Source organism: Bradyrhizobium sp. SK17 (assembly GCF_002831585.1).
Taxonomy (GTDB): Bacteria; Pseudomonadota; Alphaproteobacteria; order Rhizobiales; family Xanthobacteraceae; genus Bradyrhizobium.
This window is the reverse complement of the sequence record NZ_CP025113.1, coordinates 2,828,489-2,851,017: the sequence shown is the minus strand read 5'-3', so window position 1 is coordinate 2,851,017 and position 22,529 is coordinate 2,828,489. Positions and strand designations below refer to the sequence as shown.

At 64.6% G+C, this 22,529-nt stretch carries 21 protein-coding genes; 7 read left to right on the top strand and 14 right to left on the bottom strand.

The window, feature by feature from the left end; translation table 11 throughout:
• Positions 1 to 51: 51 nt before the first annotated feature.
• The 3 genes from CWS35_RS13290 to CWS35_RS13280 all read right to left on the bottom strand — a co-directional run bounded on the left by CWS35_RS13290 (position 52) and on the right by CWS35_RS13280 (position 2,684).
• A complete protein-coding gene (locus CWS35_RS13290) occupies positions 52 to 1,113 on the bottom strand; it encodes a sensor histidine kinase (RefSeq protein WP_371682870.1) in 1,062 nt (353 codons plus the stop codon).
• Between the two features lie 298 nt (positions 1,114 to 1,411).
• Positions 1,412 to 2,104 (bottom strand): response regulator transcription factor, encoded by a 693-nt coding sequence (locus CWS35_RS13285; RefSeq protein WP_100952143.1) that lies wholly within the window; start codon positions 2,102 to 2,104, stop codon positions 1,412 to 1,414.
• Positions 2,105 to 2,249: 145 nt separating this feature from the next.
• The gene (locus CWS35_RS13280) at positions 2,250 to 2,684 is read right to left on the bottom strand and encodes a hypothetical protein (protein ID WP_168226321.1); all 435 of its coding nucleotides are present in this window, start codon (positions 2,682 to 2,684) and stop codon (positions 2,250 to 2,252) included.
• A 624-nt stretch (positions 2,685 to 3,308) separates the two neighbouring features.
• On the opposite strand from CWS35_RS13280, the gene CWS35_RS13275 reads away from it, so the two are divergent.
• Positions 3,309 to 4,520 (top strand): acyl-CoA dehydrogenase family protein, encoded by a 1,212-nt coding sequence (locus tag CWS35_RS13275; protein WP_100952142.1) that lies wholly within the window; start codon positions 3,309 to 3,311, stop codon positions 4,518 to 4,520.
• 283 nt (positions 4,521 to 4,803) lie between these two features.
• Complete coding sequence (locus tag CWS35_RS13270) at positions 4,804 to 5,655, top strand: hypothetical protein (protein ID WP_100952141.1); 852 nt, start codon at positions 4,804 to 4,806, stop codon at positions 5,653 to 5,655.
• Between the two features lie 80 nt (positions 5,656 to 5,735).
• Here CWS35_RS13270 and CWS35_RS13265 read toward each other — a convergent pair whose 3' ends face one another.
• The 3 genes from CWS35_RS13265 to CWS35_RS13255 form a co-directional block, all read right to left on the bottom strand.
• A complete protein-coding gene (locus CWS35_RS13265; RefSeq protein WP_100952140.1) occupies positions 5,736 to 8,075 on the bottom strand; it encodes a Tex family protein in 2,340 nt (779 codons plus the stop codon).
• Between the two features lie 119 nt (positions 8,076 to 8,194).
• Entirely contained in the window at positions 8,195 to 9,049 is an 855-nt protein-coding gene (locus CWS35_RS13260; RefSeq protein ID WP_100952139.1) for an amidohydrolase, read from the bottom strand.
• Complete coding sequence (locus tag CWS35_RS13255) at positions 9,046 to 10,086, bottom strand: aldo/keto reductase (protein ID WP_100952138.1); 1,041 nt, start codon at positions 10,084 to 10,086, stop codon at positions 9,046 to 9,048. The genes CWS35_RS13260 and CWS35_RS13255 overlap by 4 nt, the downstream gene beginning before the upstream one ends.
• 315 nt (positions 10,087 to 10,401) lie before the next feature.
• Between CWS35_RS13255 and CWS35_RS13250 the strand changes: the two genes are divergently transcribed.
• Positions 10,402 to 11,532, top strand: coding sequence for a hypothetical protein (locus CWS35_RS13250; protein WP_100952137.1), 1,131 nt, complete (start codon positions 10,402 to 10,404; stop codon positions 11,530 to 11,532).
• A 35-nt stretch (positions 11,533 to 11,567) separates the two neighbouring features.
• Here CWS35_RS13250 and CWS35_RS13245 read toward each other — a convergent pair whose 3' ends face one another.
• Positions 11,568 to 11,882, bottom strand: a complete 315-nt coding sequence (locus CWS35_RS13245; protein ID WP_024583026.1) for a hypothetical protein — start codon at positions 11,880 to 11,882, stop codon at positions 11,568 to 11,570.
• Between the two features lie 82 nt (positions 11,883 to 11,964).
• Here CWS35_RS13245 and CWS35_RS13240 point away from each other — a divergent pair, with 82 nt between their 5' ends.
• Positions 11,965 to 12,543, top strand: coding sequence for a TetR/AcrR family transcriptional regulator (locus CWS35_RS13240; protein WP_100952136.1), 579 nt, complete (start codon positions 11,965 to 11,967; stop codon positions 12,541 to 12,543).
• A 43-nt stretch (positions 12,544 to 12,586) separates the two neighbouring features.
• On the top strand, positions 12,587 to 12,991 hold the full coding sequence (locus CWS35_RS13235) for a GFA family protein (RefSeq protein ID WP_100952135.1): 405 nt from the start codon (positions 12,587 to 12,589) through the stop codon (positions 12,989 to 12,991).
• A gap of 49 nt (positions 12,992 to 13,040) precedes the next feature.
• Here CWS35_RS13235 and CWS35_RS13230 read toward each other — a convergent pair whose 3' ends face one another.
• Both CWS35_RS13230 and CWS35_RS13225 read right to left on the bottom strand, forming a co-directional pair.
• Entirely contained in the window at positions 13,041 to 14,039 is a 999-nt protein-coding gene (locus tag CWS35_RS13230) for a hypothetical protein (RefSeq protein ID WP_157817139.1), read from the bottom strand.
• Between the two features lie 234 nt (positions 14,040 to 14,273).
• Complete coding sequence (locus CWS35_RS13225; RefSeq protein WP_100952133.1) at positions 14,274 to 15,395, bottom strand: branched-chain amino acid ABC transporter substrate-binding protein; 1,122 nt, start codon at positions 15,393 to 15,395, stop codon at positions 14,274 to 14,276.
• A gap of 385 nt (positions 15,396 to 15,780) precedes the next feature.
• On the opposite strand from CWS35_RS13225, the gene CWS35_RS13220 reads away from it, so the two are divergent.
• Complete coding sequence (locus CWS35_RS13220; RefSeq protein ID WP_100952132.1) at positions 15,781 to 16,986, top strand: phosphotransferase family protein; 1,206 nt, start codon at positions 15,781 to 15,783, stop codon at positions 16,984 to 16,986.
• Positions 16,987 to 17,145: 159 nt separating this feature from the next.
• Here CWS35_RS13220 and CWS35_RS13215 read toward each other — a convergent pair whose 3' ends face one another.
• The 4 genes from CWS35_RS13215 to CWS35_RS13200 form a co-directional block, all read right to left on the bottom strand.
• Positions 17,146 to 18,357, bottom strand: coding sequence for an acyl-CoA dehydrogenase family protein (locus tag CWS35_RS13215; RefSeq protein WP_100952131.1), 1,212 nt, complete (start codon positions 18,355 to 18,357; stop codon positions 17,146 to 17,148).
• Between the two features lie 165 nt (positions 18,358 to 18,522).
• The gene (locus CWS35_RS13210; RefSeq protein ID WP_100952130.1) at positions 18,523 to 19,527 is read right to left on the bottom strand and encodes a DUF4424 domain-containing protein; all 1,005 of its coding nucleotides are present in this window, start codon (positions 19,525 to 19,527) and stop codon (positions 18,523 to 18,525) included.
• Between the two features lie 198 nt (positions 19,528 to 19,725).
• Positions 19,726 to 20,370, bottom strand: a complete 645-nt coding sequence (locus CWS35_RS13205; RefSeq protein WP_145987288.1) for a class I SAM-dependent methyltransferase — start codon at positions 20,368 to 20,370, stop codon at positions 19,726 to 19,728.
• On the bottom strand, positions 20,354 to 20,902 hold the full coding sequence (locus CWS35_RS13200) for a cupin domain-containing protein (RefSeq protein ID WP_157817138.1): 549 nt from the start codon (positions 20,900 to 20,902) through the stop codon (positions 20,354 to 20,356). Before CWS35_RS13200 ends, CWS35_RS13205 begins: the two co-directional genes overlap by 17 nt.
• Positions 20,903 to 21,208: 306 nt before the next feature.
• Here CWS35_RS13200 and CWS35_RS13195 point away from each other — a divergent pair, with 306 nt between their 5' ends.
• A complete protein-coding gene (locus CWS35_RS13195; protein WP_024583016.1) occupies positions 21,209 to 21,499 on the top strand; it encodes a hypothetical protein in 291 nt (96 codons plus the stop codon).
• A 37-nt stretch (positions 21,500 to 21,536) separates the two neighbouring features.
• Here the strand turns inward: CWS35_RS13195 and CWS35_RS13190 are convergent, their stop codons facing one another.
• Positions 21,537 to 22,505 carry an AraC family transcriptional regulator gene (locus CWS35_RS13190; RefSeq protein ID WP_024583015.1) on the bottom strand — a complete coding sequence of 323 codons (969 nt, stop codon included), beginning with the start codon at positions 22,503 to 22,505 and terminating at the stop codon, positions 21,537 to 21,539.
• Positions 22,506 to 22,529 lie beyond the last annotated feature (24 nt).

The following is a 22,529-nucleotide window of genomic DNA, read 5'->3' as shown; positions in this document are numbered from 1 at the left end:
GCGAAATGGATTCCGGGCTCCCGCTTCGCGGGCCCCGGAATGACGGGTGAATTACATTTCCGCCGCGGGAAACACGAGCCGGCACAACAATCCCGGCGCGTTGTCGCGCAATTCGACCTTCGCGCCGTGCAGGCTCGCGACGGCTGCAACCAGGTTGAGCCCGAGACCGTTGCCCGGGGTGTAGCGGCTCTGCTCGAGCCGGTAGAAGCGCTTGAACACGTGATCGCGCTGGTCGGCGGGAATGCCGGGGCCATTGTCAGCGACCGCGATCACCGCGCCGCCCTCCTCATTGTCGCAGGTCACGGTCACAAGGCCGCCCGGGCGGCCATGCTTGATGGCGTTGTCGACGAGATTGGCGATGGCGTCGAACAACAGATCGCGGTCGCCGGTGACCAGCACCGCCGGATCGCCGGCCAGACCGAGGCCGGTGGTGACCTGTTCGGCGGCAGCATCATAGAGTTCGACCACCTCGCCCGCTATCTCGGCAAGATTGACGCTGCGAAACGCACCCTTGCGCGCCCGCGTCTCGATTTCGGAGATCCGGGTGATCGACGCGAACATTCCGAGCACCGCATCAAGATCGGCGATGGTGTCGCCGATTAGCACCGCGTCGGCGCCGCCGTCGCGCGAGGAGTGATAGGCCTTCTCGAGCCGGCCGCGCATCCGCGTCAGCGGCGTGCGCAGGTCATGGGCGATATTCTCGCCGACCTGCTTGACGTCTCCCATCAAGGTCTGGATGCGATCCAGCATCAGATTGAGATTCTCGGCGACGCGGTCCCATTCGTCATGGCTGCCGTGGAGCGGGATGCGCTGATCGAGACCGGACAGCATGATGGCGCGGCTGGTCGCATTGATCGACTCGATCCGGCCGACCGTACGCCGCGTCACTCCGATACTGGCGGCGGCTGCAAGCACGATGATCAGCACGACGACCGCGAACCCTGCGGCCCTGATCTGCGCCATGAAGCGATCGAGATCGCTGATGTCACGACCGACCAGCAGCCGGTCGCCATTCGACAAGGCCTCCATCTTGGCGCGCACCAACACGCTTCCCCGGGCGGCCTGCGGCAGCGAGGCGCGAAATTCGACCCAGCCCTGCGCGGCAGCGTCCAACGGCCATTGCCGGAGATTTCCTGCAAGTACCGCGGAGCCGGGGCCGGCCAGCAGATAGACATGCTCGGCAAAGCCCTTGTCCGCGATGCGCTGCGCAATCAGCGCGGTCAGACCATCGCGGCCGGATCGCGCATAGGCTTCATCGAGGCCGGCCTGCTCGGTCACGATGGCGCGGTCGGACCGATCCCGCACATAGGACAGTGTCGACCAGTAGACATAAGCGAAGATCGCGGACACGATCAGGCCGAACACACCGATGGCGATCAGGGCCAAACGGAAGGTCGATGAGCCAAGGGTCTTAGCCAGGAGCACGGAGGCAGTATCCGATGCCGCGGATCGTATGGATCAGCGGATAGGCTTGCTGGTCGTCGACCTTGCGGCGCACGCGCCCGACATAGACGTCGATGATGTTGGTCGACGGATCGAAATGCAGGTCCCAGACATGCTGAAGCAGCATGGCGCGCGACACCACGCGACCCTCGTTGCGCGCGAGATATTCGAGCAACTGAAACTCCCTCGGCAGCAGCGGAATCTTGCGGCCGCGGCGGCTGGCCGTCCGCGCGATCAGGTCGACCGCGAGATCGCCGACCCGCAGGATGGTCTCCTTGGCAACGGTCTCGCTGCGGCGGCCCAGCGCCTCCAGCCGCGCCAGCAACTCGACAAAGGAGAACGGCTTGACCAGATAGTCGTCGCCGCCGGCGCGCAAGCCCCGCACCCGGTCGTCGACCTCACCGAGCGCACTGATGATGAGGAACGGCACCGCGATGCCGTCGTCGCGCATCTGGCGCATCACGGTGATGCCATCGATGTCGGGCAGCATGCGATCGATCGTGATCACCGCATAGTCGCGCGCCGCTCCCCGGCTCAGCGCCTCGCGGCCGCTTGCCGCCAGATCCACGTCATAGCCGCTGATGGTGAGCTCCTCGACGAGCTGATCGGCGGTTTCAGGATCGTCCTCGACGACGAGAATGCGGCGATGCGCTCCGGTCATACTCTTGAACTCTCCGTGGCGTCCCGAACTCTCCGAGTTCTCCAACTCTCGAGTGCCCCGCGACGGTCGCCGCCAGACTATCCCATTCCGGGGCTGGATGGAACGTCTGGCGACGGCCGCGACAACGGTGCGGGTGGTTGGGCGATCACCAATAGTCCCCGCACACATTGACCCATTGCAGCCCATAGGACGTCCAGGCCCTGCGCCAGCAGCCATCGTCATAACCGGCATAGAGATAGGGCGCGCCGAAGAACGCGAAGCGATGGAAGCGGTGATGGAAGAAGCCGCCATGATGGAAGAAGCGCGCGCCATGGAATCCAGCGCCGGCAAACCGCGGCCCAAACGCGCCGGCACCCGCGAAGCGGGCACCGCCGAAGTGACCGCCTGTAAAGTGGCCGCCGCCACCCATCGCGGCGAACGCCATGCCACCGCCATGCATGCCACCGCCGAAGCCGCCGCCATGACCACCGCCACCGCCATGTCCGCCGCCGCCACCGCCTCTGGCGAACGCGACCGGAGCAAGCGCTACGCTGACAGCGAGTGTCGCCGTCGTGAGGAATCTGAACACCCTGTTCTTCATGAAACCCTCTCCCTGATTGGGACCGCGGCGCGCCTGATGTCGCCGCCAGCAGAGGAGCGTCAGAAGACGCGCGCGCAAGACCGACTTCAACTGACAAATGCGCCAGATTCTGACGCCGGATTTAGAATCCGAAAGCGACCTCACGACATGATCGCGTGCTTGTGGCCGAACGTGATTTCGCACGATCCATGACGTCCGCAGAGCAATCCCCTGTCCGATTCGCACCTCGACCTGTCCGCTTCGCACCTCGGTGCTGCTCCGTTCGGGAGCCCGCCCGCAACGGGAGCCCATTCGAAACTCCCTATCCGGTTGCGACCGAATTCTTGTTGACGCAGTATGGTCGAACCGCCGTTGCCATGCTGGCATGTGGTCGAACGCGCACCTGCCTGCACACAGACATTACGTGAGCGCGTCAGCATCTCCAGAGACCACACTTTCAGCACCTCAACGTTGCGCCGCGGACGCCGATCTTCTGCTTCGAACATGGCTCGGAAGGCGAGGCGAAGGGCATTGTGAGGGAGACGATTCCGCGCACCTGATCGAGGACCAGACCGAGCACAGCGACGTCGAAGCGGCGAGGCACCTAAAACAAACCGCCCGCCAATCATATCAAGGAGGACCCCCATGGCCGATCCCATCACCGACAAGCTCAGCGACAACATCGGACGCGCCCGCGGCACCGACTATTTCCTGATGAAGGAGCAATTGACGGCGGAGGAGGTCGACATCCTGGCCAAGGTGCGCGAGTTCGGCGAGAGCGAGGTGCTGCCGATCGTCAACTCCTATTGGGAGCGCGGCGAGTTTCCGTTCGAACTGGTGCCCAAGATCGCCGCGCTGAACATCGTCGGCGATCACAACATGCGCGAGCACGGGTGCCGGCCGATGACCGCGGTCGGCGCCGGCCTGGTCATGATGGAGCTCAGCCGGATCGATTCGAGCATCGCGACCTTCTTCGCCGTTCATCTCGGGCTGGCGATGCAGTCGATCAACCTGCTTGGCTCCGAAGAGCAGCGACAGCGCTACCTGCCGCAGATGGCCCGGTTCGAGAAGGTCGGCGCGTTCGCCCTGACCGAGCCCGATCATGGATCGGATTCGGTCGGCCTCGAAGCGACCGCGAAGCGCGACGGCGACGAGTGGGTGATCAACGGCCGCAAGCGCTGGCCGGGCAATGCGGTCTGGTGCGACTACATCGTGGTCTACGCCCGCGACGTCGCCGACAAGCAGGTCAAGGCGTTCGTCGTCGAGAAGGACAATCCGGGCTACAAGGCGACCAAGATCGGGGGCAAGGTGTCGCTGCGGATGGTGCAGAACGCCGACATCACGCTCACCGACTGCCGGGTCCCGGAGGACGCGCGCCTGAAGAACTGCAATTCGTTCAAGGATTGCGCCAGGGTGCTGATGGGCACCCGCAACACGGTGGCCTGGGCGTCGCTCGGAAATGCGGTTTCGGCCTACGACATCGCCCTGACCTACGCGCAACGCCGGATCCAGTTCGGCAAGCCGATCGCCAAGTCACAGATGATTCAATCGATCCTGGTCAACATGCTCGGCGACGTCACCGCGATGCAGCTTTACTGCATCCGGCTCGGCCGCCTGATCGACGACGGCAAGCTGGAGGAGACGATGGCCGCGCTCGCCAAGTACTATTGCAGCGTCAAGGGACGCGATGTGTGCCGGATGGCGCGCGACGTGCTCGGCGGCAACGGCATCACGCTCGATTTCCACGTCATGCGCCACATGTGCGACATGGAAAGCCTGGTCACGTACGAAGGTACCGCCGAAATCCAGTCCCTGATCGTCGGTCGGGACATCACCGGGCTGAGCGCCTTCGTTTGATCGCACCGGGCGCCGAGACGGCGCCCATTTGCGGGGTTGCCGGAGCGACGCTTGATCGGCCGGCGAGCCAGCGCGCGGCGCAGATGGTTGATCGGAGACCGCGGCCGGACGAGCCGCGCGAACCGTTCGGCCGGACGCCGCCGGCGGGGCTGAATCTCGGAGCAGAAACCCTGCCTGAAATCGCCGCCTGCTGCGTTACAGAGGAGAACGCTTGGAATACGCCCGCTGGCCGCGCGCTCGGCAACCTCCGCCGCGGCAGGGGGCATTATACGAGAATACCGAGATGCCCCTGGGCGAATTCATCGAGCCGGATCGCAGCCTCGAAGACATCGCCAATCCGGCGGAGAAGCTCGGCATCGAGCTGTTCAGCGGGTTTCGCGCCCTCTACACCAGCGCCATCCAGCGCGGGCAAAACCGGATATTCGATCGGATCATCGATCGGCAGCAACAGCAAACGGATCTGCCGTACGAAGACCAGTGCTCCAGCCAGTACTATTTCGATCTGGTGCGGACGCTGCGCGATTTCAACGGGCAGTACGACCGGGTCGCCGAGGTCGGCGTCTACATGGGCGGCGCGTCGGCGTTCATCGCGGGTTGCATGGGTTCGTTCGATTTCGATCTCGACCTGATCGACCTGCACGCGCCCTACCTGCAATTCACCCATGAGCGGGTTCGCCGGCTTTATCCCGAGGCGGCCCGGCGCATCCGCCTGTTCCACGGCGACCTGCCGTCCTACGTCCGGCGCGTCATCATGAAGGAAACCGGGCACAATTACGTTGTGCATCACGACGGCGCGCATGATTTCAACGGCGTCGTCAAGGACATGGCGTCGCTGTTCTACGTCAAGGACAGCATCACGGCGCTGATCGCACAGGATACGCATCTGCGCGGAACGCTCAAGTATATGAACTTTGTCGATCTGGCGCTGCACGCGGTGTTCGGCACCGACATGAGCTATGCGCCGATCGGCACGTCCTACGAACCTGGTTCAGCGATGGCGCTGCCGAACCAGTACCAGGGCAATTATTTCATACCGGGTGCACCGGAAGGCATGGTCCTGCCGATGTCCATGAACACGTTCAAATACCCGCATCCGCTGTTGAACATGGACGACTTCCTGCCCCCGGAGGCATGAGCGCTACTGCCACGCCCCCGGCGTTGATGCAAAGCTGGCGCATCGCACAGTGGCGATGCGCCACGAGATGGGGCGTTCCGTCAGGTCGGCTTGCCGCGCCCGCTTTTCTCGGCGGCGCGGCGTAGCGCCTCGGCAAGCGCGCCGCCGCCGGACTGCTCCTGCGGACGACGCGGCGCCGACGAAGACATCTTGGCCGTGCCGCGCGAAAAATCGCGTGACGGCCCGGCATTGTCCTTCTTCGGTCCGATCTCGTCGTCGAGCCGCAAGGTCAGCGCGATGCGCTTGCGCGCGACCTCGACGTCGAGCACCTTGACCTTGACGATATCGCCCGGCTTCACCACCTCGCGCGGGTCCTTGATGAAATTGCGCGACATCGCCGAGATGTGCACCAGACCGTCCTGATGCACGCCAATGTCGACGAAGGCGCCGAACGCTGCGACGTTGGTCACGGTGCCCTCGAGGATCATGCCCTTCTTGAGATCCTTGACCTCCTCGACGCCGTCCTTGAACACCGCCGCCTTGAACGCGGGACGTGGGTCGCGGCCGGGCTTCTCCAACTCGCGCAGAATGTCGGTCACCGTCGGCAGGCCAAAAGTGTCGTCCACGAAGGATTGCGGCTTCAGGCCGCGCACGATCTCGGCATTGCCGATCAGCGCCTTGATGTCGCTCTTGGTCGCTTCGAGGATGCGGCGCACCACCGGATAGGCTTCCGGGTGCACGCCGGAGGTATCGAGCGGATCGTCGCCATTGGTGATGCGCAGGAAGCCGGCGCACTGCTCGAACGCCTTCGGTCCGAGCCGCGGCACGTCCTTGAGCGCCTTGCGCGACTTGAACGGACCGTTGGCGTCGCGGTGCTGCACGATGCTCTGCGCCAGCCCCTGGCCGATGCCCGACACTCGCGCGAGCAGCGGCACCGATGCGGTGTTGGCGTCGACGCCGACCGCGTTCACGCAGTCCTCCACCACGGTATCGAGCGAACGCGCCAGCTTGGCCTCGCCGAGATCGTGCTGGTACTGGCCGACGCCGATCGCCTTCGGATCGATCTTGACCAGTTCGGCGAGCGGATCCTGCAAGCGCCTTGCGATCGATACCGCGCCGCGAATGGTGACGTCGAGATCAGGCAATTCGCTCGAGGCGAAGGCGGAGGCCGAATAAACCGACGCGCCGGCTTCGGAGACCACGATCTTGGTCATCTTGCGCTCGGGCAGCCGCTTCACCAGTTCGGTGGCGAGCTTGTCGGTCTCGCGCGACGCAGTGCCGTTGCCGATCGCAATCAGCTCGACGCCATGCTCGATCGCAAGCTTGCCGAGGATAGCAAGCGACTCGTCCCAGCGCCGCTGCGGTTCATGCGGATAGATCGCCGTATGCGCCACCACCTTGCCGGTGGCATCGATCACCGCGACCTTGACGCCGGTGCGATAGCCGGGGTCGAGCCCCATGGTGGCGCGGGCGCCGGCCGGCGCGGCGAGCAAGAGGTCACGCAAATTCGAGGCGAACACGCGCACCGCCTCGGTCTCAGCCGCAGCCCACAGCCGCATCCGCAGATCGATGTTGAGATGGATCTGGATCTTGGTTCGCCAGGCCCAGCGCACCGTCTCCGCCAGCCACTTGTCGCCCTTGCGCCCCTGATTGGAGATCGCAAAGCGGTTCATGATCCGCAGCTCGTAGAGGCCGGGCACACCGACGGCCGGCGCCTCGGCCTCCGGCTTGATGGTAAGGTCGAGGACCTCTTCCTTCTCGCCGCGGAACAGCGCCAGGATGCGGTGCGACGGCAGCTTCGGCAGCGGCTCGGAGAAGTCGAAATAGTCCTTGAACTTCTCGCCCTCGGTCTTCTTGCCGGTGCGGACGGTCGAGGCCATGATGCCGTTCGACCACATCTCCTCGCGCAGCGCGCCGATCAGATCGGCATCCTCGGCGAAGCGTTCGACCAGGATCGCACGCGCGCCTTCGAGCGCGGCGGCGACATCCGCGACTTCCTTGTCGGCATTGACGAAGGGTGCGGCGACCTCCTTCGGCTCGTTCTCGGGCTTCGCCAGCAGCATGTCGGCGAGCGGCTCGAGCCCGGCCTCCTTGGCGATCTCGGCCTTGGTGCGGCGCTTCGGCTTGTACGGCAGATAGATGTCTTCCAGACGGCCCTTGCTGTCGGCCGCCATGATCTGGGCTTCGAGCGCGGCATCGAGCTTGCCCTGCTCGCGGATCGAATTGAGCACCGCGGTGCGACGCTCCTCGAGCTCGCGCAGATAGGTCAGCCGTTCTTCCAGCGTGCGCAGCTGCGCATCATCGAGCGCGCCGGTAAGCTCCTTGCGGTATCGCGCGATGAACGGCACCGTGGCGCCACCGTCGAGCAGCGTCACCGCCGCCTCGACCTGCTCGTCGCGAACCCCCAGCTCCTGCGCAATCTGATGATGAATCTTGGCCACGCTTCTCTCTCTGATCCCGTTGCGCCGCCGGCTCACCGATGGCGCGGACGCCGCTTATGAACCATCCCGGATTGATTCATCAAGGCGCGCTGTGGATCAAATGAGGCGCCCCCTGCAATCTATTTCAGGGATGTCGGCCGTCCGCGGCTTGACAAATAGACGCGCGCCGCATTGCCGCCGAAAATCGCGGCCTTTGCCTCACTTGACAAATCGGCAAGCAGGCGCTCCGCAGCCGCGAACCAGTACCCGTAGCCGCCGGCGAGATTAATCACAGGCCAGTCGCTGCCCCACAGCATGCGCTGCGGCCCGAACGATGCGAGCGCATGATCCACGGCCTCGCGGAGATCGGCGACTTGCCAGTTCGCCGCCGCCTCCGTTGCCAGCCCCGACAGCTTGCAGACGACGTTGCCACGCGTGGCGAGGTCCGCAATGTCGTTCTTCCAGGTCGCGATGTCGCCGCTCGCGAGCTGCGGCTTGCCGAAATGATCGAGCACGAATTGCAGGTCGGGATGGCGATCGACCACCTGGACGAGCCGCGACAGATGGCGCGGCAGCACTAGCGCATCGAACACCAGATCGTGCCGTGCCATCGCTTCGAGCTGTGCCACCAACTCCGGCCGCAACAGCCAGTCGTCATCGGCGATGTCCTGCACCATCGGCCGCAGGCCGACCAGCAGCTCGCGTCCGGCGATCGCGTCGATCCGTGCCACCGCGTCGGATGCGTCGAAGTCGATCCAGCCGACGACGCCGCGCACCAGCTCCGAGCCCTTGGCGACGTCGAGCATGAAAGCCGTCTCGGCCTCGGTTGGCGCCGCCTGCACCAGGATGGTGCCCTCAATCCCCGCCGTGGCGAGATGCGGCGCGAGATCAGCCAGACCGAAGTCGCGGTAGATCGGCCCGCGCTCGGGTGTCAGCCAGCCATAATCGGCTCGCGCCAAAGTCCAGACATGGTGATGGGCATCGATCCGCATCATGCCGGCACCGGTGCATGCTGATCGAGCAGCCCTTCATTCTTCAGGTCACGCCACAGCGCGGCGGGAACAGGTGACGACAACGCGGCGACGTTGCGCTCGACTTCCTGCGGCGTCTGCGCCCCGAGCACGAGGCTCGCGACTGCCGGATGGCCCAGCGCGAAGTGCAGCGCAGCGGTCGGCAACGCCACGCCATGACCACGGCAGACGCGTTCGATGGCGGCGACTTTCTGCATCACGTCCGGCGGCGCGTCCTTGTAATTGTACTTGGCGCCGGCGATCGCACCGGTCGCCAGGATGCCGGAGTTGAACACGCCACCGAGCATGACGCCGATGCCCTGGGCCTGCGCCAGCGGCAGGAATTCGGCGAGCGCGGGCTGCTCCAGCAGCGAATAGCGGCCGGCGAGCAGCATGGTGTCGAACGTGCCCGCCTTGGCGAAGCGCACGCACATCTCGGCCTCGTTGACGCCGATCCCGATCCCCTTGACCACGCCCTCGCCGCGCAATTTGTCGAGCGCGACATAAGCACCCGCCATCGCCTCGCGGAACCGGGCCTCGATGGCGTCAGCGCCATGGGTCCAGACGTCGACGTCGTGGATCAGCAGCAGCTCGATGCGGTCAGTGCCGAGCCGCAGCAGCGACTGCTCCACCGAGCGCATGGTGCCGTCATATGAATAATCGACCACCGCGCGATGCGGCTGGCCGCCGACGAAATTGGAGCCATCGCCGCGTCCCTTGAAGGGATCCATCCAGCGCCCGACCTTGGTGCAGACGACGATGTCGTCGCGCGCGACCCGGCGCAGCGCGGCGCCGCAGCGATGCTCGGCGAGACCATGCCCATACAGCGGCGAGGAATCCAGCAGGTTCACGCCCAGCGCAAAGGCCCGCTCCGCCGTCGCGATCGCGGTCGCATCGTCGAGCCGCGCAAAGAGATCGCCGAGCGGCGCGGTACCAAAGCCGAGGATGGAGACATCGAGCCCGGTACGGCCGAGCCTGCGGCGCGGCAGCGCGGCGGAACCTGAGGATCGCAGTTGGGTCATTGCGGCCTCCCGCCGTGCGTTTCTTGTTACCCTTTCTCCAGACTAGCGTCGTCGGCCGGGATCGTGAAGAGCTCTCGACGCACACATCACGCCCGCCGATACGCCGAACAACTTCACGTTGCCTGTCGGTGAGAAATGGGCTATGGGAGCGCTCCGCAATTTCAATCAAGGAGGCGACGATGTTCAGGTCTGCGCGCTTCCCGGGCTTGCCGCGCGATATTTGATGCGCGTCCCGGGATCGGATCCCGGGTGAGATTCTGACACCCACACACAAATCAAGTCTGTCTCGAGCTCCGCGTCTGCGGAACCATTGTCATGACCTCATCGCTTCTGCTGGCCTCTCGTCGGGAGGCCACACGCACCGCGCTGCCCGAACGTCAGCTGCGAAGATATCATCCGGACGTTCAGGGAAAGGTCCGCGCGCTGGCCATGCAGCACACGCGCGTGGCGGACCTTGCCACGAGCTTTCCTGCGCTGTTGTTCGCGCTGGCGGTCCCGCGAGCCGGGCTCGACCCAGCGGCGGCGCTCGCATGCGTCATCGAAGGACGCTCCCTCGTGGACGCCGCAGCCGCGGCCAGCATTCCGCTGTGGCTGCGGAAACTGCCGCCGGAAACGTTCACGCGGCCAATCACGCCATTGCCTGATGATGACCTGTTTCGCCGGCAGATCGCGAACCATTTGCCGCCATCATCCAGGCTCGCGCCGATTTGGCTGAGATCCGTCGCCACCCTTGCCGAGGTCGCTCATAGACCGGCGGCGATCTGGATGGCGCGCGAACTGGTCCGGGCACCGCCGCGCGTCGATCCCGCGCGATTGCGACTCGTCGGCCTGTGGGTGTGGTTCTCGACCCAGCCGGCGACGTTGGGACACGCGTTGATCGACCGGAGGTGGACGCCGGGCATGCAGTTCAGCTCGGCGCTGGCGGCGACCGACGCATGGCGCACCATGATTGCGCTGCATGTCAGCCTCGGCTCACAGCCGATCGCGGACATGTGGTTGCAGCCAGGCCGCGTCGATGGGTACGACTTCATCCCGCTGAACTCGACCGCGGATATCGCGGAAGAAGCGGAAGCCATGCAGAACTGCCTCCGCACCTACGGCCACAATCTCGCTCACGATCGCTCGCGGCTCTGGAGCGTCAGGCAAAGCGGGCGACGCGTTGCCACCTTAAGGGTTGCGGCGCGCTTTGAAGGTCCGTTGCCCGGTATCGCCGAGCTTGCCGGTATCCGAAATACCGAGATGCCCCGCGAGGTTTGGTGGGCGGCGCGCCAATGGCTGCACACCCATGACCTGTTGCGGATGGAGATCCGGCATCGCGGATGGGGCACCGCGCCGCTCGATCGCCCGACCTGGCGCGCGATTTGGCGGCCATACTGGCTCGCCAGGCGACAGATACCGGAATGGCTACCGCTCGCTCCGTCGCACAAAGCGCTCAATGCGCTGTGATGCGTCTCCGCCATCGCTGCCTTGCGAACGCCCTGCTACTCGTCGGCAACGATCTGCCGGGCGACGTTGTCGACCACCACGGGACTTTCGAAATAGCTGACCGTCGGATCGGCGCCATACTTTTCCCGGGCACGGGCGCGCCAAGCATCGGTGTAGAGCGCTTCGGCCTCCGGCCTCGAGTTCCAGAAGTAGATGCCGCCGGCCGTCATGCCGTCGTCGGACAGCACATAGGTCTTGCGAAACAGCCCCGGCACCTCCCGATAGATCGGTGCGGTGCTCAGGAAGAGGCTGCGCGCTTCCTCGCGGGTGATCGGCTTCGGGAACTTGAACGTCGTGACGGCGGTGATCATGCAGAACCTCCTGGGACCTCATTCTTGACAAGAATGTCAAATTTGACGATGATGTCAAGAATGACATGGAGGAGCGAACGCGATGGTGGGCGTGCGTCAATTCGACGAGGACGAGGTAATCGCAACCGCGCTCGACGTGTTCTGGCGCAAGGGCCTGCACGACGCGACCATGCAGGATCTCGCGGCAGCGACCGGCGTGCAGCGCGGCAGCCTCTACAACGCCTATGGCGACAAGGAAGCGATCTTCCTGCGCGCCTTCGACCGGTATACGGAGCAGTTCCTGGAGGGGGCCGGCAACGCGCTGTCCCACGGCGACGCCGCGACCGGGCTGCGCAATTTCTTCGACATGATCATCGTCAGCATGACCAACGGATCACCGCAACGCGGCTGCCTGACCACGCGCACGGCGCTCGACGCGGCGATCTCCAGCGGGGATGTGCGTCAGCGCGTGCAAGCCGTGCTGAGCCGGCTCGAGCAGCTGATCGGCAAGACCATCGGCATGGCGCCCGGCCGGCGGAGCACGGCCGATGCAAACCGGCTGGCGCGCGTCATCGTGACATTCACGCGCGGCTTGGCCGTGATGGAGCGCGCCGGATACAGCCGCAAGCAGTTGAAGGAGTCAGCTGCGACCTTCATCGACGCGGTAACCGGCAATCTCTGACACTTTCGGTTTCGGTGACCACGACCGCAAAGGAGACGACGTGATGCAGGATCGAGAAGGCGGCTGTCTCTGCGGAGCGGTGCGCTATACGGTGAAAGGAGAGCCTCGGGGTACCGCAATCTGCCATTGCACGCACTGCCAGAAGCAAAGCGGCAGCCTGTTTTCGTTCAACCTCGTGGTCCGCGAGGCCGACTATCAGCAGTCCGGCGAGACCATGGTGTTCATCGACGAGGGCGACAGCGGCCATCCCGTCCATCGCCATTTCTGCGGACGCTGCGGCTCCCCGCTGCTGGCGAAGACCGCATTGATGCCCGGAAAGGTCGTGGTGAAAGCCGGCACGCTCGACGAACTGGACGGGCTGCGGCCTCAGATCGAGATCTACGCCGATCATGCCGTGACATGGCTCGCGCCGGTGCCGGGCGCTGCGCGCTTTGGCCAGAACGTGTAGCCGCCCGGGTCGGGCACAGACACGCCGGATGAGCCGGCGGCTGCCGAGCTCAGCGAACGATCTGCCGGAACTTGTCGGTGAGGCCGTCGAGATAGCCGACCCAGGTCGAATTGATCGGCTGGTTTTCAATCAGGGCGTGAAAGCGGATCATCATGCAGATCAGGAACAGCGGCTGGATGAAGGCTGCCCGCACCGTCACCGCCAACAGGGCCGCGATGCAGACGGTGACGATCGCGCCATACTCCCTGATAGCTTCCGGAAGCCAGACCGTCACGAGGCCGGCCGGGACCAGCAGCAGCAGGCAAAGCAGGATGCTCAGGATCCGCTCGACGATGACCATCCAGACCGACGTCGCCAAAATCGGCTTGGCGTTCTGGCAGTAATAGACCAGTCCATCCTGGACGTTCCGCTTGGGGTCATCGCCGCCGCGCGCCAGATCGTAGGACAACACCACCTTGTCCAGATAGCGCGTGGCCGCCGACAGGATGGTGTTGAGCAGACCGACGACCGCCTTCATGCCGGGGGCCGGCAGCCAATCGCCAAGCGTATCGAGCGCATTGTGAAACGCGCGCAGCACGGCCCGGATTAGCGCGCCGAGCCCGAACAGGATCGCGACCTCGCCGAACCGGTCCATGACGATGCGACGGCCATAGGCGAACTGGCCTTCGCTGCCATTGCCGATGCTGCCGCGCGTGATCAGCTCGGTCAGCACGGCGACGTGGCCACAGGCGATCATGTGCAGCGTATAGCGCAGGATCGTGCCCCAGATCCATCCGCCGACGAGCAGGACGCCGAGCAGCCAGCAATAGCCGAACACCGTCGCAACGTGGGTGCCGAGCCACACCGCGCCGCCAACGGCAACGAGAGCCCAGAGCGCGCAAGCCGTGGCAAAGCCGAGCAGCACGCTCCACCGCGCCAGCGCGTAAGGCAGGGTTTCCAGCAGCAGCTTCAGCGCGGTGCCGAGACCGTGATCACGCACCAATAGCGGATAGGAATGCGACGGTCCGCCTGACGGCGGTCCGGCGCCATTCGGCCGAACCTTTGTCACTCCGACCGCCATCATTGGCGAGACTCATGTCAGACACGTGTTGCCTCTTCGGTTGCCGTGATCGATTGCTGGATCGGCCCGACGGCGGTTGTGCAGGAGCAGGTCGCTATTCATTCTGCCGGGCGTCACAGCGCCAACACCTCCGGGGCTGGCAGAGGATTGGTCCGTTGGCGCTGTGAGTCGGCACGGCCGCGACATCGATCAGGGAGGAAGCGCTGATGTCGCGGCATGCGATCATTGACCGGCGGCCGGCAGCTCGGCGTAGTTGCCGTCCTTGTCGCGGCGGTACACGACATAGTCGATTAGGGTGATGTCGCCCTTCGGCGTGTAGCTGATGTTGCCGAGCACGGTGTCCCAGCTACCGGCCTTGATGGCGGCCGCGACCTTCCTGGCATCCGTGGTCTGGGCGCGGGCAACCGCCTGGCTCCAGATCTGGAACGCGGCGTAGCTGTAGAGCGTGTAGCCGTCGGGATCGATGCCCTTGTCCTTGAACTTCTTCAAGGTCGCGGCCGCGGTCACCTTCTTGCGCGGGTCGGGCGAGAAGGTGAACAGCGATCCCTCGGCAAGCGGCCCCGCGATCGCGGCGAACTGCTTGTCGACCAGGGCGTCGCCGCCCATCAGCACGGCATTGACGCCCTGCTCGCGCATCTGGCGCAGGATCAGCGCCGCTTCGGCATAGTAGCCGCCGACATAGACGAAATCGATCTGTTCCTTCTTGAAGCGGGACACCAGCGCGGCAAAGTCCTTGTCGCCCTTGGTGTAGGCTTCATAGAGCTTCTCCTTCACCCCAGCCGCGTTGATGGCGCTCTTGGTTTCGTCGGCAAGGCCTTTGCCGTAGGTCGTCTTGTCGTGGATGATCGCGACGTTCTTGGTCTTGTAGTTCTTGATGATATAGGCGGCCGCGACCATGCCCTGCTGGTCATCCCGGCCGCAGACGCGGAACGTGTTCCACAAGCCGCGCTCGGTGAACAGCGGGTTGGTCGAGCCCGGCGTGATCTGCAGCACGTTACCCTCGGCATAGGCATCCGAGGCGGGAATCGAGGTCGACGAGCAGAAGTGCCCGACCACGAACGGAATCTTCGCCCCGGCCATCTTCTCGGCGACCGACACCGCCTGCTTCGGATCGCAGGCGTCGTCGCCGACCTCCAGCTTCAGCTTCTTGCCGAGCACGCCGCCCGCCGCGTTGATATCGGCAATCGCGAGATCGGCGCCGTTCTTGAATTGCTGGCCGAAGCTCGCCTCCGAACCGGTCATCGGCCCGACCACGGCAACGCTGATATCCTGCGCCATGGCGGCGCCGGACAATGCCAGGCTCACGCCAACCGCAAGGCAATATCCTCGAAGTGCAAACGTCATCACATTCTCCTCGATGGTCTCAAGTCGCCTCAATGCATCACAATCGACTCATGCGGCCGGATGTAACGATCACCGGGGGCTGCCTTTTATGCGCGCGCTGGCCAGCAGGCTCGGACTGAGGCGACGGGGGATTGGACATATGCGACATCGGACAACAATCTGAAACACGTTGCCGTGCATTGGTGTTTGGAATCGTCCACGCGATGATCGAAGGGACGCTGCGTGACCGACCGCACACGGACGAAGTGCTCGACCTCCACCAATCGCGGAAGCCGGTTGAAGGCGGCTTCCGGACGTGATTAGCAACACAGCGCGATGGCGAGCGCTGGAGACATCGCAGTGGCGGAGCCGTTCAGCGCGAGCTAATGATGCCAGAGGTACGACGATGGGCAGCCAGGAACGACCGGCGGTTCAGGCGCGCTTGGCGAGGCTGGTGTTGGTGACGCCTGACGGCTCGGTGGTCGGTTGCTTGCCGCCGATTCCTGTCGCTCTCCCATGGTGGCAGGAAGTGGAGTCGGTCGTGCAGGCCGCCCGCGAACACCATGACATCGAGGTGACGATCCTGCGTCTGCTCGAATCGGCGCGCGACCGACCGCAAGGCGGCGAAGTCACCTATCTGGCCGAGGTTGCGAAACCGGTGCCGGCAGACCGCTGGGCAGGAACGGTCGAAGCACATTCGCTGCGCCGACATTACGCCGAGCCGGGCGGTCCGGCCACCGATCTCGATTGGGCAATGCGGGTACTTGCCAGCCATGGCTTGGCACCGACCGCAAAGCCGGTCCAGGTTCGCAGCTGGAACCTGTCGAGCGTCTGGCGTATCCCGATCGGCGACCAATCGGCGTGGCTGAAAGTGGTGCCGCCGTTCCTGGGGCACGAGGGCCGCGTCATCGCCGCGCTGGCCGGCCGCTCCGTTCCGACGCTGTTGGGTCGGGATGATAGCGGACGCATCCTGCTTGCCGAAATTCCGGGCGATGACCTGTTCGAAGCTGCGTTGCCGCAGCTGCTTCGCATGGTGACGTTGCTCGTCGACATCCAGGCCTGTTGGATCGGCCGCGTCGACGAGTTGCGCGCGATGGGGCTGCCCGATTGGAGCGGCCCGAGCTTGTCCGCCGCGATCGCCGACGTCGTACAACGAACGAGCAACGGATTGTCCGCAGATGAGCGCACGACGCTGTCGCGTTTTGTAGGAGGTCTTGAGGCGCGGTTCGCCGAAATCGACGCTTGCGGATTGCCGAACACGCTTGTCCATGGCGACTGCCATCCCGGCAATTTTCGCGGCGCAGAACAGCAATTCACCCTGCTTGACTGGGGAGACAGCGGCATCGGCCATCCGTTGCTCGACCAGCCGGCGTTTCTCGACGGGGTCGCGCCGGAGCACCGAGAGACGATCAGGCACCACTGGTACCACGAATGGTCGGCGAGAGTGCCGGGATGCGACCCTGTGCGCGCCTCTGGTCTCCTTGCACCGATCGCAACAGCCAGGCAGGCTGTGATCTACCAGCGGTTCATCGACAATATCGAACCGTCGGAGTGGGCCTATCATCGTGACGATCCGCTCGACTGGATACGCCGGACGACGGCGCTGGCTTGATGGCAGGGCGTGGCGGCCAGCCCCGATTGGTAACGAAGATGAAGATATTCAGATCCCGCGACGGCGCGTCGTCAGCGCAGAAACTGACAAAGCTCGCCCCGGCGATGGCGGGCTGAAAGCCGCCAATCGAAGGCGGCCGGTAGGTTGGCGATCGAACGTTCACAGCGCAGGGGATCGGGAACGCGCTTCATCGCGATCATCCGAGAACAGCAATGGCGTCGACCGCATGTCCACGCCGAGATATGCCTGACCTGCCATCTGATAGTTGGCTGGCGCCAAAGCCAGGTGCTGGACGGCGGCATGGACGTCGCGCACGCAACGTTCGAGCCCGCAGCTCACATCGAGCGACGCCGAGCCGCCGGCTTCGAACATCAACTCGGTCGCCTGCTTGGCCGCGTTGGCCGCGTGGGTCGATGCCAGCCACAGCGTGGCGCGCTCGGCAACGCTGAGCACCTTGCCGGCGCTGACGGCCTGCCACGCCTCTGCAAGCTTGCCGTGGAGAAACGCCCGCCCCGAGCCCAGCAGGGCCTCGGCGCGTCCGAGGTCGGCCTGGACCAACGCATCCTCACTGAGCAGCTTGCGCGAACGCGACGCGATCTTTCGTCCGACGAGCCCGACCAGGATATCGATGGCGTGGCGGGCGATGCCGAGCGGCACGGCCGCGAGCGCCGCCCCGAACAGCGCGATGGTCGGGAATGCATAGAGCGGCCCCTGCTCCACCGGCAGCTCGCGGAACGAGAGCGACCGCGCGGACGGCACGAAGGCACCGGCGACCGCATAGTCATGGCTGCCCGTGCCGCGCAGCCCGATACTGTGCCAGGTGTCGAAGATCTCGCATTGCGCGGTCGGAAACAGCATGATGCGCATCACCGGCATTCCGTCGAGCTGCAAGCGCGGCTGATCGCCGTCGAAGATCCGGCAATTTCCGATCATCCAGCCAGAATGCTGGCAGCCGCTTCCGAGCGGCCAGCGGCCGGTGACGTGATAACCGCCATCGACGACCCGGGCAGTGCCCATCGGCCGCAAGGCACCTGCGGTGCGAACCGTTGGATCGCTGCCGTAGATCTCGTGCGCAGCGTCCTTTGCGAGATAGCCGCCGAACACGCCATAGACGCCGCCGATAGCCATGCACCAGCCCGCGGCGCCATCGGCACGCGAGATCTCCTCGACCACCCGAACGAGGGTCATCGGGTCGGCCTCCGCGCCACCGATCGTGCGCGGAATCCAGAGCCGGAAGAGGCCTGCCTGCGCCATCGCCTCGACCAGTGGGACAGGCAGCCGCCGCAACCGCTCGCTCTCTTCTGCAGATGCCTGCACCAGCGGCGCAAGCGCCGCAGCGACATCGACGAACGATGAAGTGACGTCAGTCATTGGAGGCCTCGCTCGGTCGCTATCGGTGGTCGGCCAGCACGGGATGATCGGCGGGGCGCCTTTTAGGCGCCTGTGCGCGGCGAGGCTCGGACGGATGCGACGGGGATTGGGACGGATGCGACATCACACAACACCTTCGCAATCACTGCATGCTCTGCAACCGCGCTAGTTCGGGCTCCGAACGAAGATGACGATCTTCAGATCCCGTGACGGTGTGAAGTTCACATGCCAAACCTCGAAGCGGGTCGGTCCGGTCTTCCTGACGCCGTCGGCGCAGAAGCTGACGAGATTATTGGGATCGCCCTTGTCGATGGTGAGATGAAAGTCGCCGATCGGCGCCGCCCAGTTGGCGCCGGTCGAGAGCACATAGGCGATCGACCGTTCGCTGAACGGGGGATAAGGTGCGCGCCTCGTGGCACGCGCGCGTTCGATCGAATGGATCAGATCATCGTCGATGCAGTATGACGCCAGGAAGCCCTTCGCTTCCGGATTGTTACGCCAATTGTCGGCTCCGATGATGGTCTGCACGGAGCCGCCGACGCTCGGACGATAGGTCTGCTCGAAGGTGAGCTCGCGACCCGCGGGGAAGGTCTGCGTCCAGGTGTAGGCCGAACGCAACGTCCAGGTCGGCACCAGGTGATCCTGCATCGGACCACCGCTGCCGTAAGTCTCGATGGCTCCGATGCCGAGCTTGACGAGTTCCGGCCAAGTCGACTTCGGTACCTGGTCGAGCAGCTGGCCCGCGGGTCCCCTGATCGGCATCAACGGGATCTTGAGCTTCCGCAGCAGCGCGGTCTGGTCCACACCATTGGCCAGCGCGGTCTGCTCGAGATGCGGCGACGCCGCCTTGCCATCGACAGCGACATGGAAATCAAAGATGTTCTCGGGATCGTCGGTCGGGATTCCGATATTCTCGTCGGCCGCCGTGCCGACGATGTCGGGCATCGGAAACGCGATCATGATCGTCTTGTCGGCGGCCGACGTGTTGAAGAACCGGTAGACGATCCGGATCTGCTTCTCGGAGATGAGCAGATCCTCGGAACGCATCACGATATCGGGATCCTGCTTGAACCGTAGTCCGCCGGTTTCCAGCGCCGCCGAGGTGTCATTCGCCCGCGCGCACCAAGGCGTCAGCATGGCAAGCAGGACCAGAACGGCGCGGTTGGCCATCGTTATTCCTTCGTTTTGTCGCGGGGATTTGTCTTTGGATTGTTCGAACGAGCAAAGCCGACATGAGCGCAATCCTTCCTGAATGAGTGCGCGCAGAACCGATCAGGTTCGATGCGTCGTGGTCTCTCCGCGATCCAGTATCGATGCATGGGCGCCCGCGGCCTTCGCCGCGAACAACATCGAGAGGAAAAGCCCTTCCTATCGCGCAACGATCACGTTCCACGCCGTCTCAGGCTCGGGACGATGGATCTCGACGGTTCCGAATCCCGCCTGCCGCAAAGCATGTCCGACATCATCGGCGGCTCGAAAGGTGAAGATATCCTCAGGGAATCCCAAGCGCTCCATCGCATCACCCGGCAGGAAGCCGAGCGCGAGCACGCCACCCGCCTTGAGCACCCGCCTGATCTCGCCGGCACCTGCGGGCAACGATCGCCAGAAGTACACCGTGTTGACGCTGCATAACTTGTCGAACTGATCGCTCTCCAGCGGCAAGGCCTCGATCTCTCCAATGAGAAAGTCGGCACGCCCGGCATCGATCGCAGACCGATATCGCGCTCTCGCCCACGCCACCACATCCTGCGAGCGATCGACCGCCGTCAGATGAGCTGCGCAACCGAGCAAAGGGGCGAGCGTCACCCCGCCACCGAACCCGATCTCGGCCACGCGATCGGAGGATTTCACATCGAGCAACTCCAGCGCAAAGCGGTTCATCCGGCTGTTGTGCCGATTCATCAGGCTGCCAACAAAGCGGCCGAACACGCCGCGAGGATGAGCGAGATGGCGAGCGATCAAGCGAGGCGGAGCCATAATGTTTCCCGAAGCGGCTTCAAGATCGTGACGCAAGTGGCTGATATCCACGCAACCGGCCAATGACCGCCAAGCTCCGGAGCACGGGGCCAAGCAGCCACTGCGGACCGGCGAGACGAAACACGTCGCGATAGGCAGTCAGATACACGCCGAACGCCAACAATCCGGGCATCCCATCGCGGCCGACGCGCCCCGCACGCTGCAGTCCGTCCAGCGCCATGAACCATTCGAGCGTTCGCATCGGCGGTGTGGTGACCCAGATTGCGTGAACCGGCTCGCTGCCGGCATTCCACATGCGGTGCGGCGTGCCCCGCGGCACGTCCCATGTTGCACCCGGGCCGAGTTCGGTCTTCCGACCATCGATCACGACGTGAAGACGCCCGGCAATGATCTTGAAATGCTCGTCCTGCGCGGGATGGAAATGCGCGGGAGGCAGCTGCCCGCCCGGCGAGTAGACGACGTCGACGGTTAGATGATCGGGACCCAGTTCGCGGACGGTCACGGATTCATGCGGGTTCAGCTTGAAGGTTCGAGCGTCAATGAGCGGTGGGACGATGGCGTCAGGCATCGATTTCTCCGTCGCATTCCACAGGCATGGCTCCGCTTGAGACTTGTCTCGCAATCGTGGGGCCGCCCCAAAGGCAAACTCAGGCGGAAGCTGCCTTTTACGTGCTTGGTGGATATGCAGCACGGACCGGTGCGACAGCGACTTGGACAAATGCGACATCGGTCGATGACATGAAGCAGCTCTGTCACTGCGGGTCGCATGGCTGCCCCGGGGCAGCATTGTGTGCAGGCCGGCCCCGCGATAATGATCGCCGGCCTTGGACGCCGCGTATCGTCGACGAGCGCTCCATAAGGATGGACGAGCGGCATGCGCGAATCATATCGTCGGCACATATTCGGATCGCTGCTGTTGATTGGAGCGACACTTGTCGCGACCGCCGCGTCGACACTCATGCCCGAAAGCGCGATCCTTTGGGATGCGAAGAACGCTTACCTCAAATGCGACGGCGCGATCGACGGCAGCATCGCATGGCCCTCCACGCCAGCGTCCGCCTGCGTCGCCATGCTGATGTGCGCGAATGAACGAGCGCTCTCCACAGAGCGTCACCAGCGGCTGATCGAACAGATCCGGCGAGTACCCGGTTGCGGCGAGCCGTAGGCAAGCGCGACGGCGCCACAGGGATTAGGGAGCTCGATCAGGAGCGCCGCGGCCCGGCGCGGATTTCCGACGGCGTCGCGCCGAAATGCCGGCGGAACGTGCGGTTGAAATAGGAGAGATCACCGAACCCCGATTCAAACGCGATGGTGCTGATGCTGCTGGCGGTTCGGCCGGGGTCGGTCAGCAACCGATGCGCGCGGGCCAGGCGCTCGCCGAGGACGAACTCCGAAAAAGTCGAGCCCGCGCGTTCGAACAAGCGCTGGATGAGGCGCGGCGTGAGCTTCACGCGTGCCGCCACGGCAGGCAGCATGAGATCGCCATAGCAGAGATTGTCGCGGATATCGGCCTTGACCGCCGCGAGCCGTGCCGCCGCCAATCCGCCATCCTCGGCGGCGATCGTGCCGTCCCGGTTCGCGCCGACGATCAACTCCGCAAGGTCGACCAGATGCTTGACGACAGAGCCGCGCAGTTCGGGCGCCTCGAGGCGATAGTCGTCGTCCAGTTCCCTGACGTAGAACGCAAGCAACCGCAGGGCCTCGGAATTGGCCGCCCATCTGCGCATCATCGTGTCCTCGATGTTGGAGCCGAGCGCCGTTCGTGGCAGGCGGAGCGCCAGGAATCGGCCTGAAGTTGTTGGCACGGCGATGTCGCCGGTCTCGGCGCACGACATCAGCACGGCTTGCCCCGCATGGAGCGCGACCTCGCGACCACGTTGCGACGCGCGCGCCTTGCCGCTCGTGATGATCGTCAGGAGCAAGTCGTCACTGCCGTCGAGCAAGCTGCGCGGCCGCGCGATCCGCAGATTGCTGCAGGCCCAGGAGCAGATGCCGAGCCCGGGCAACTCGCGCACATTCGCGGCCGCATGGTACGCGCCGGCTGCGAGCGGCTCCGGATCGAGCTTCACCATCATCCGGCCGACCTGCTCCCGGAAAATTGGCAAGCGGTCGCGCTCGATCCAATCCGCGGTGGAGAACCGAAGGCCGGTGATATGCGGTTCCACAATCATCGGCTCACCCTCACCTGCAGACGC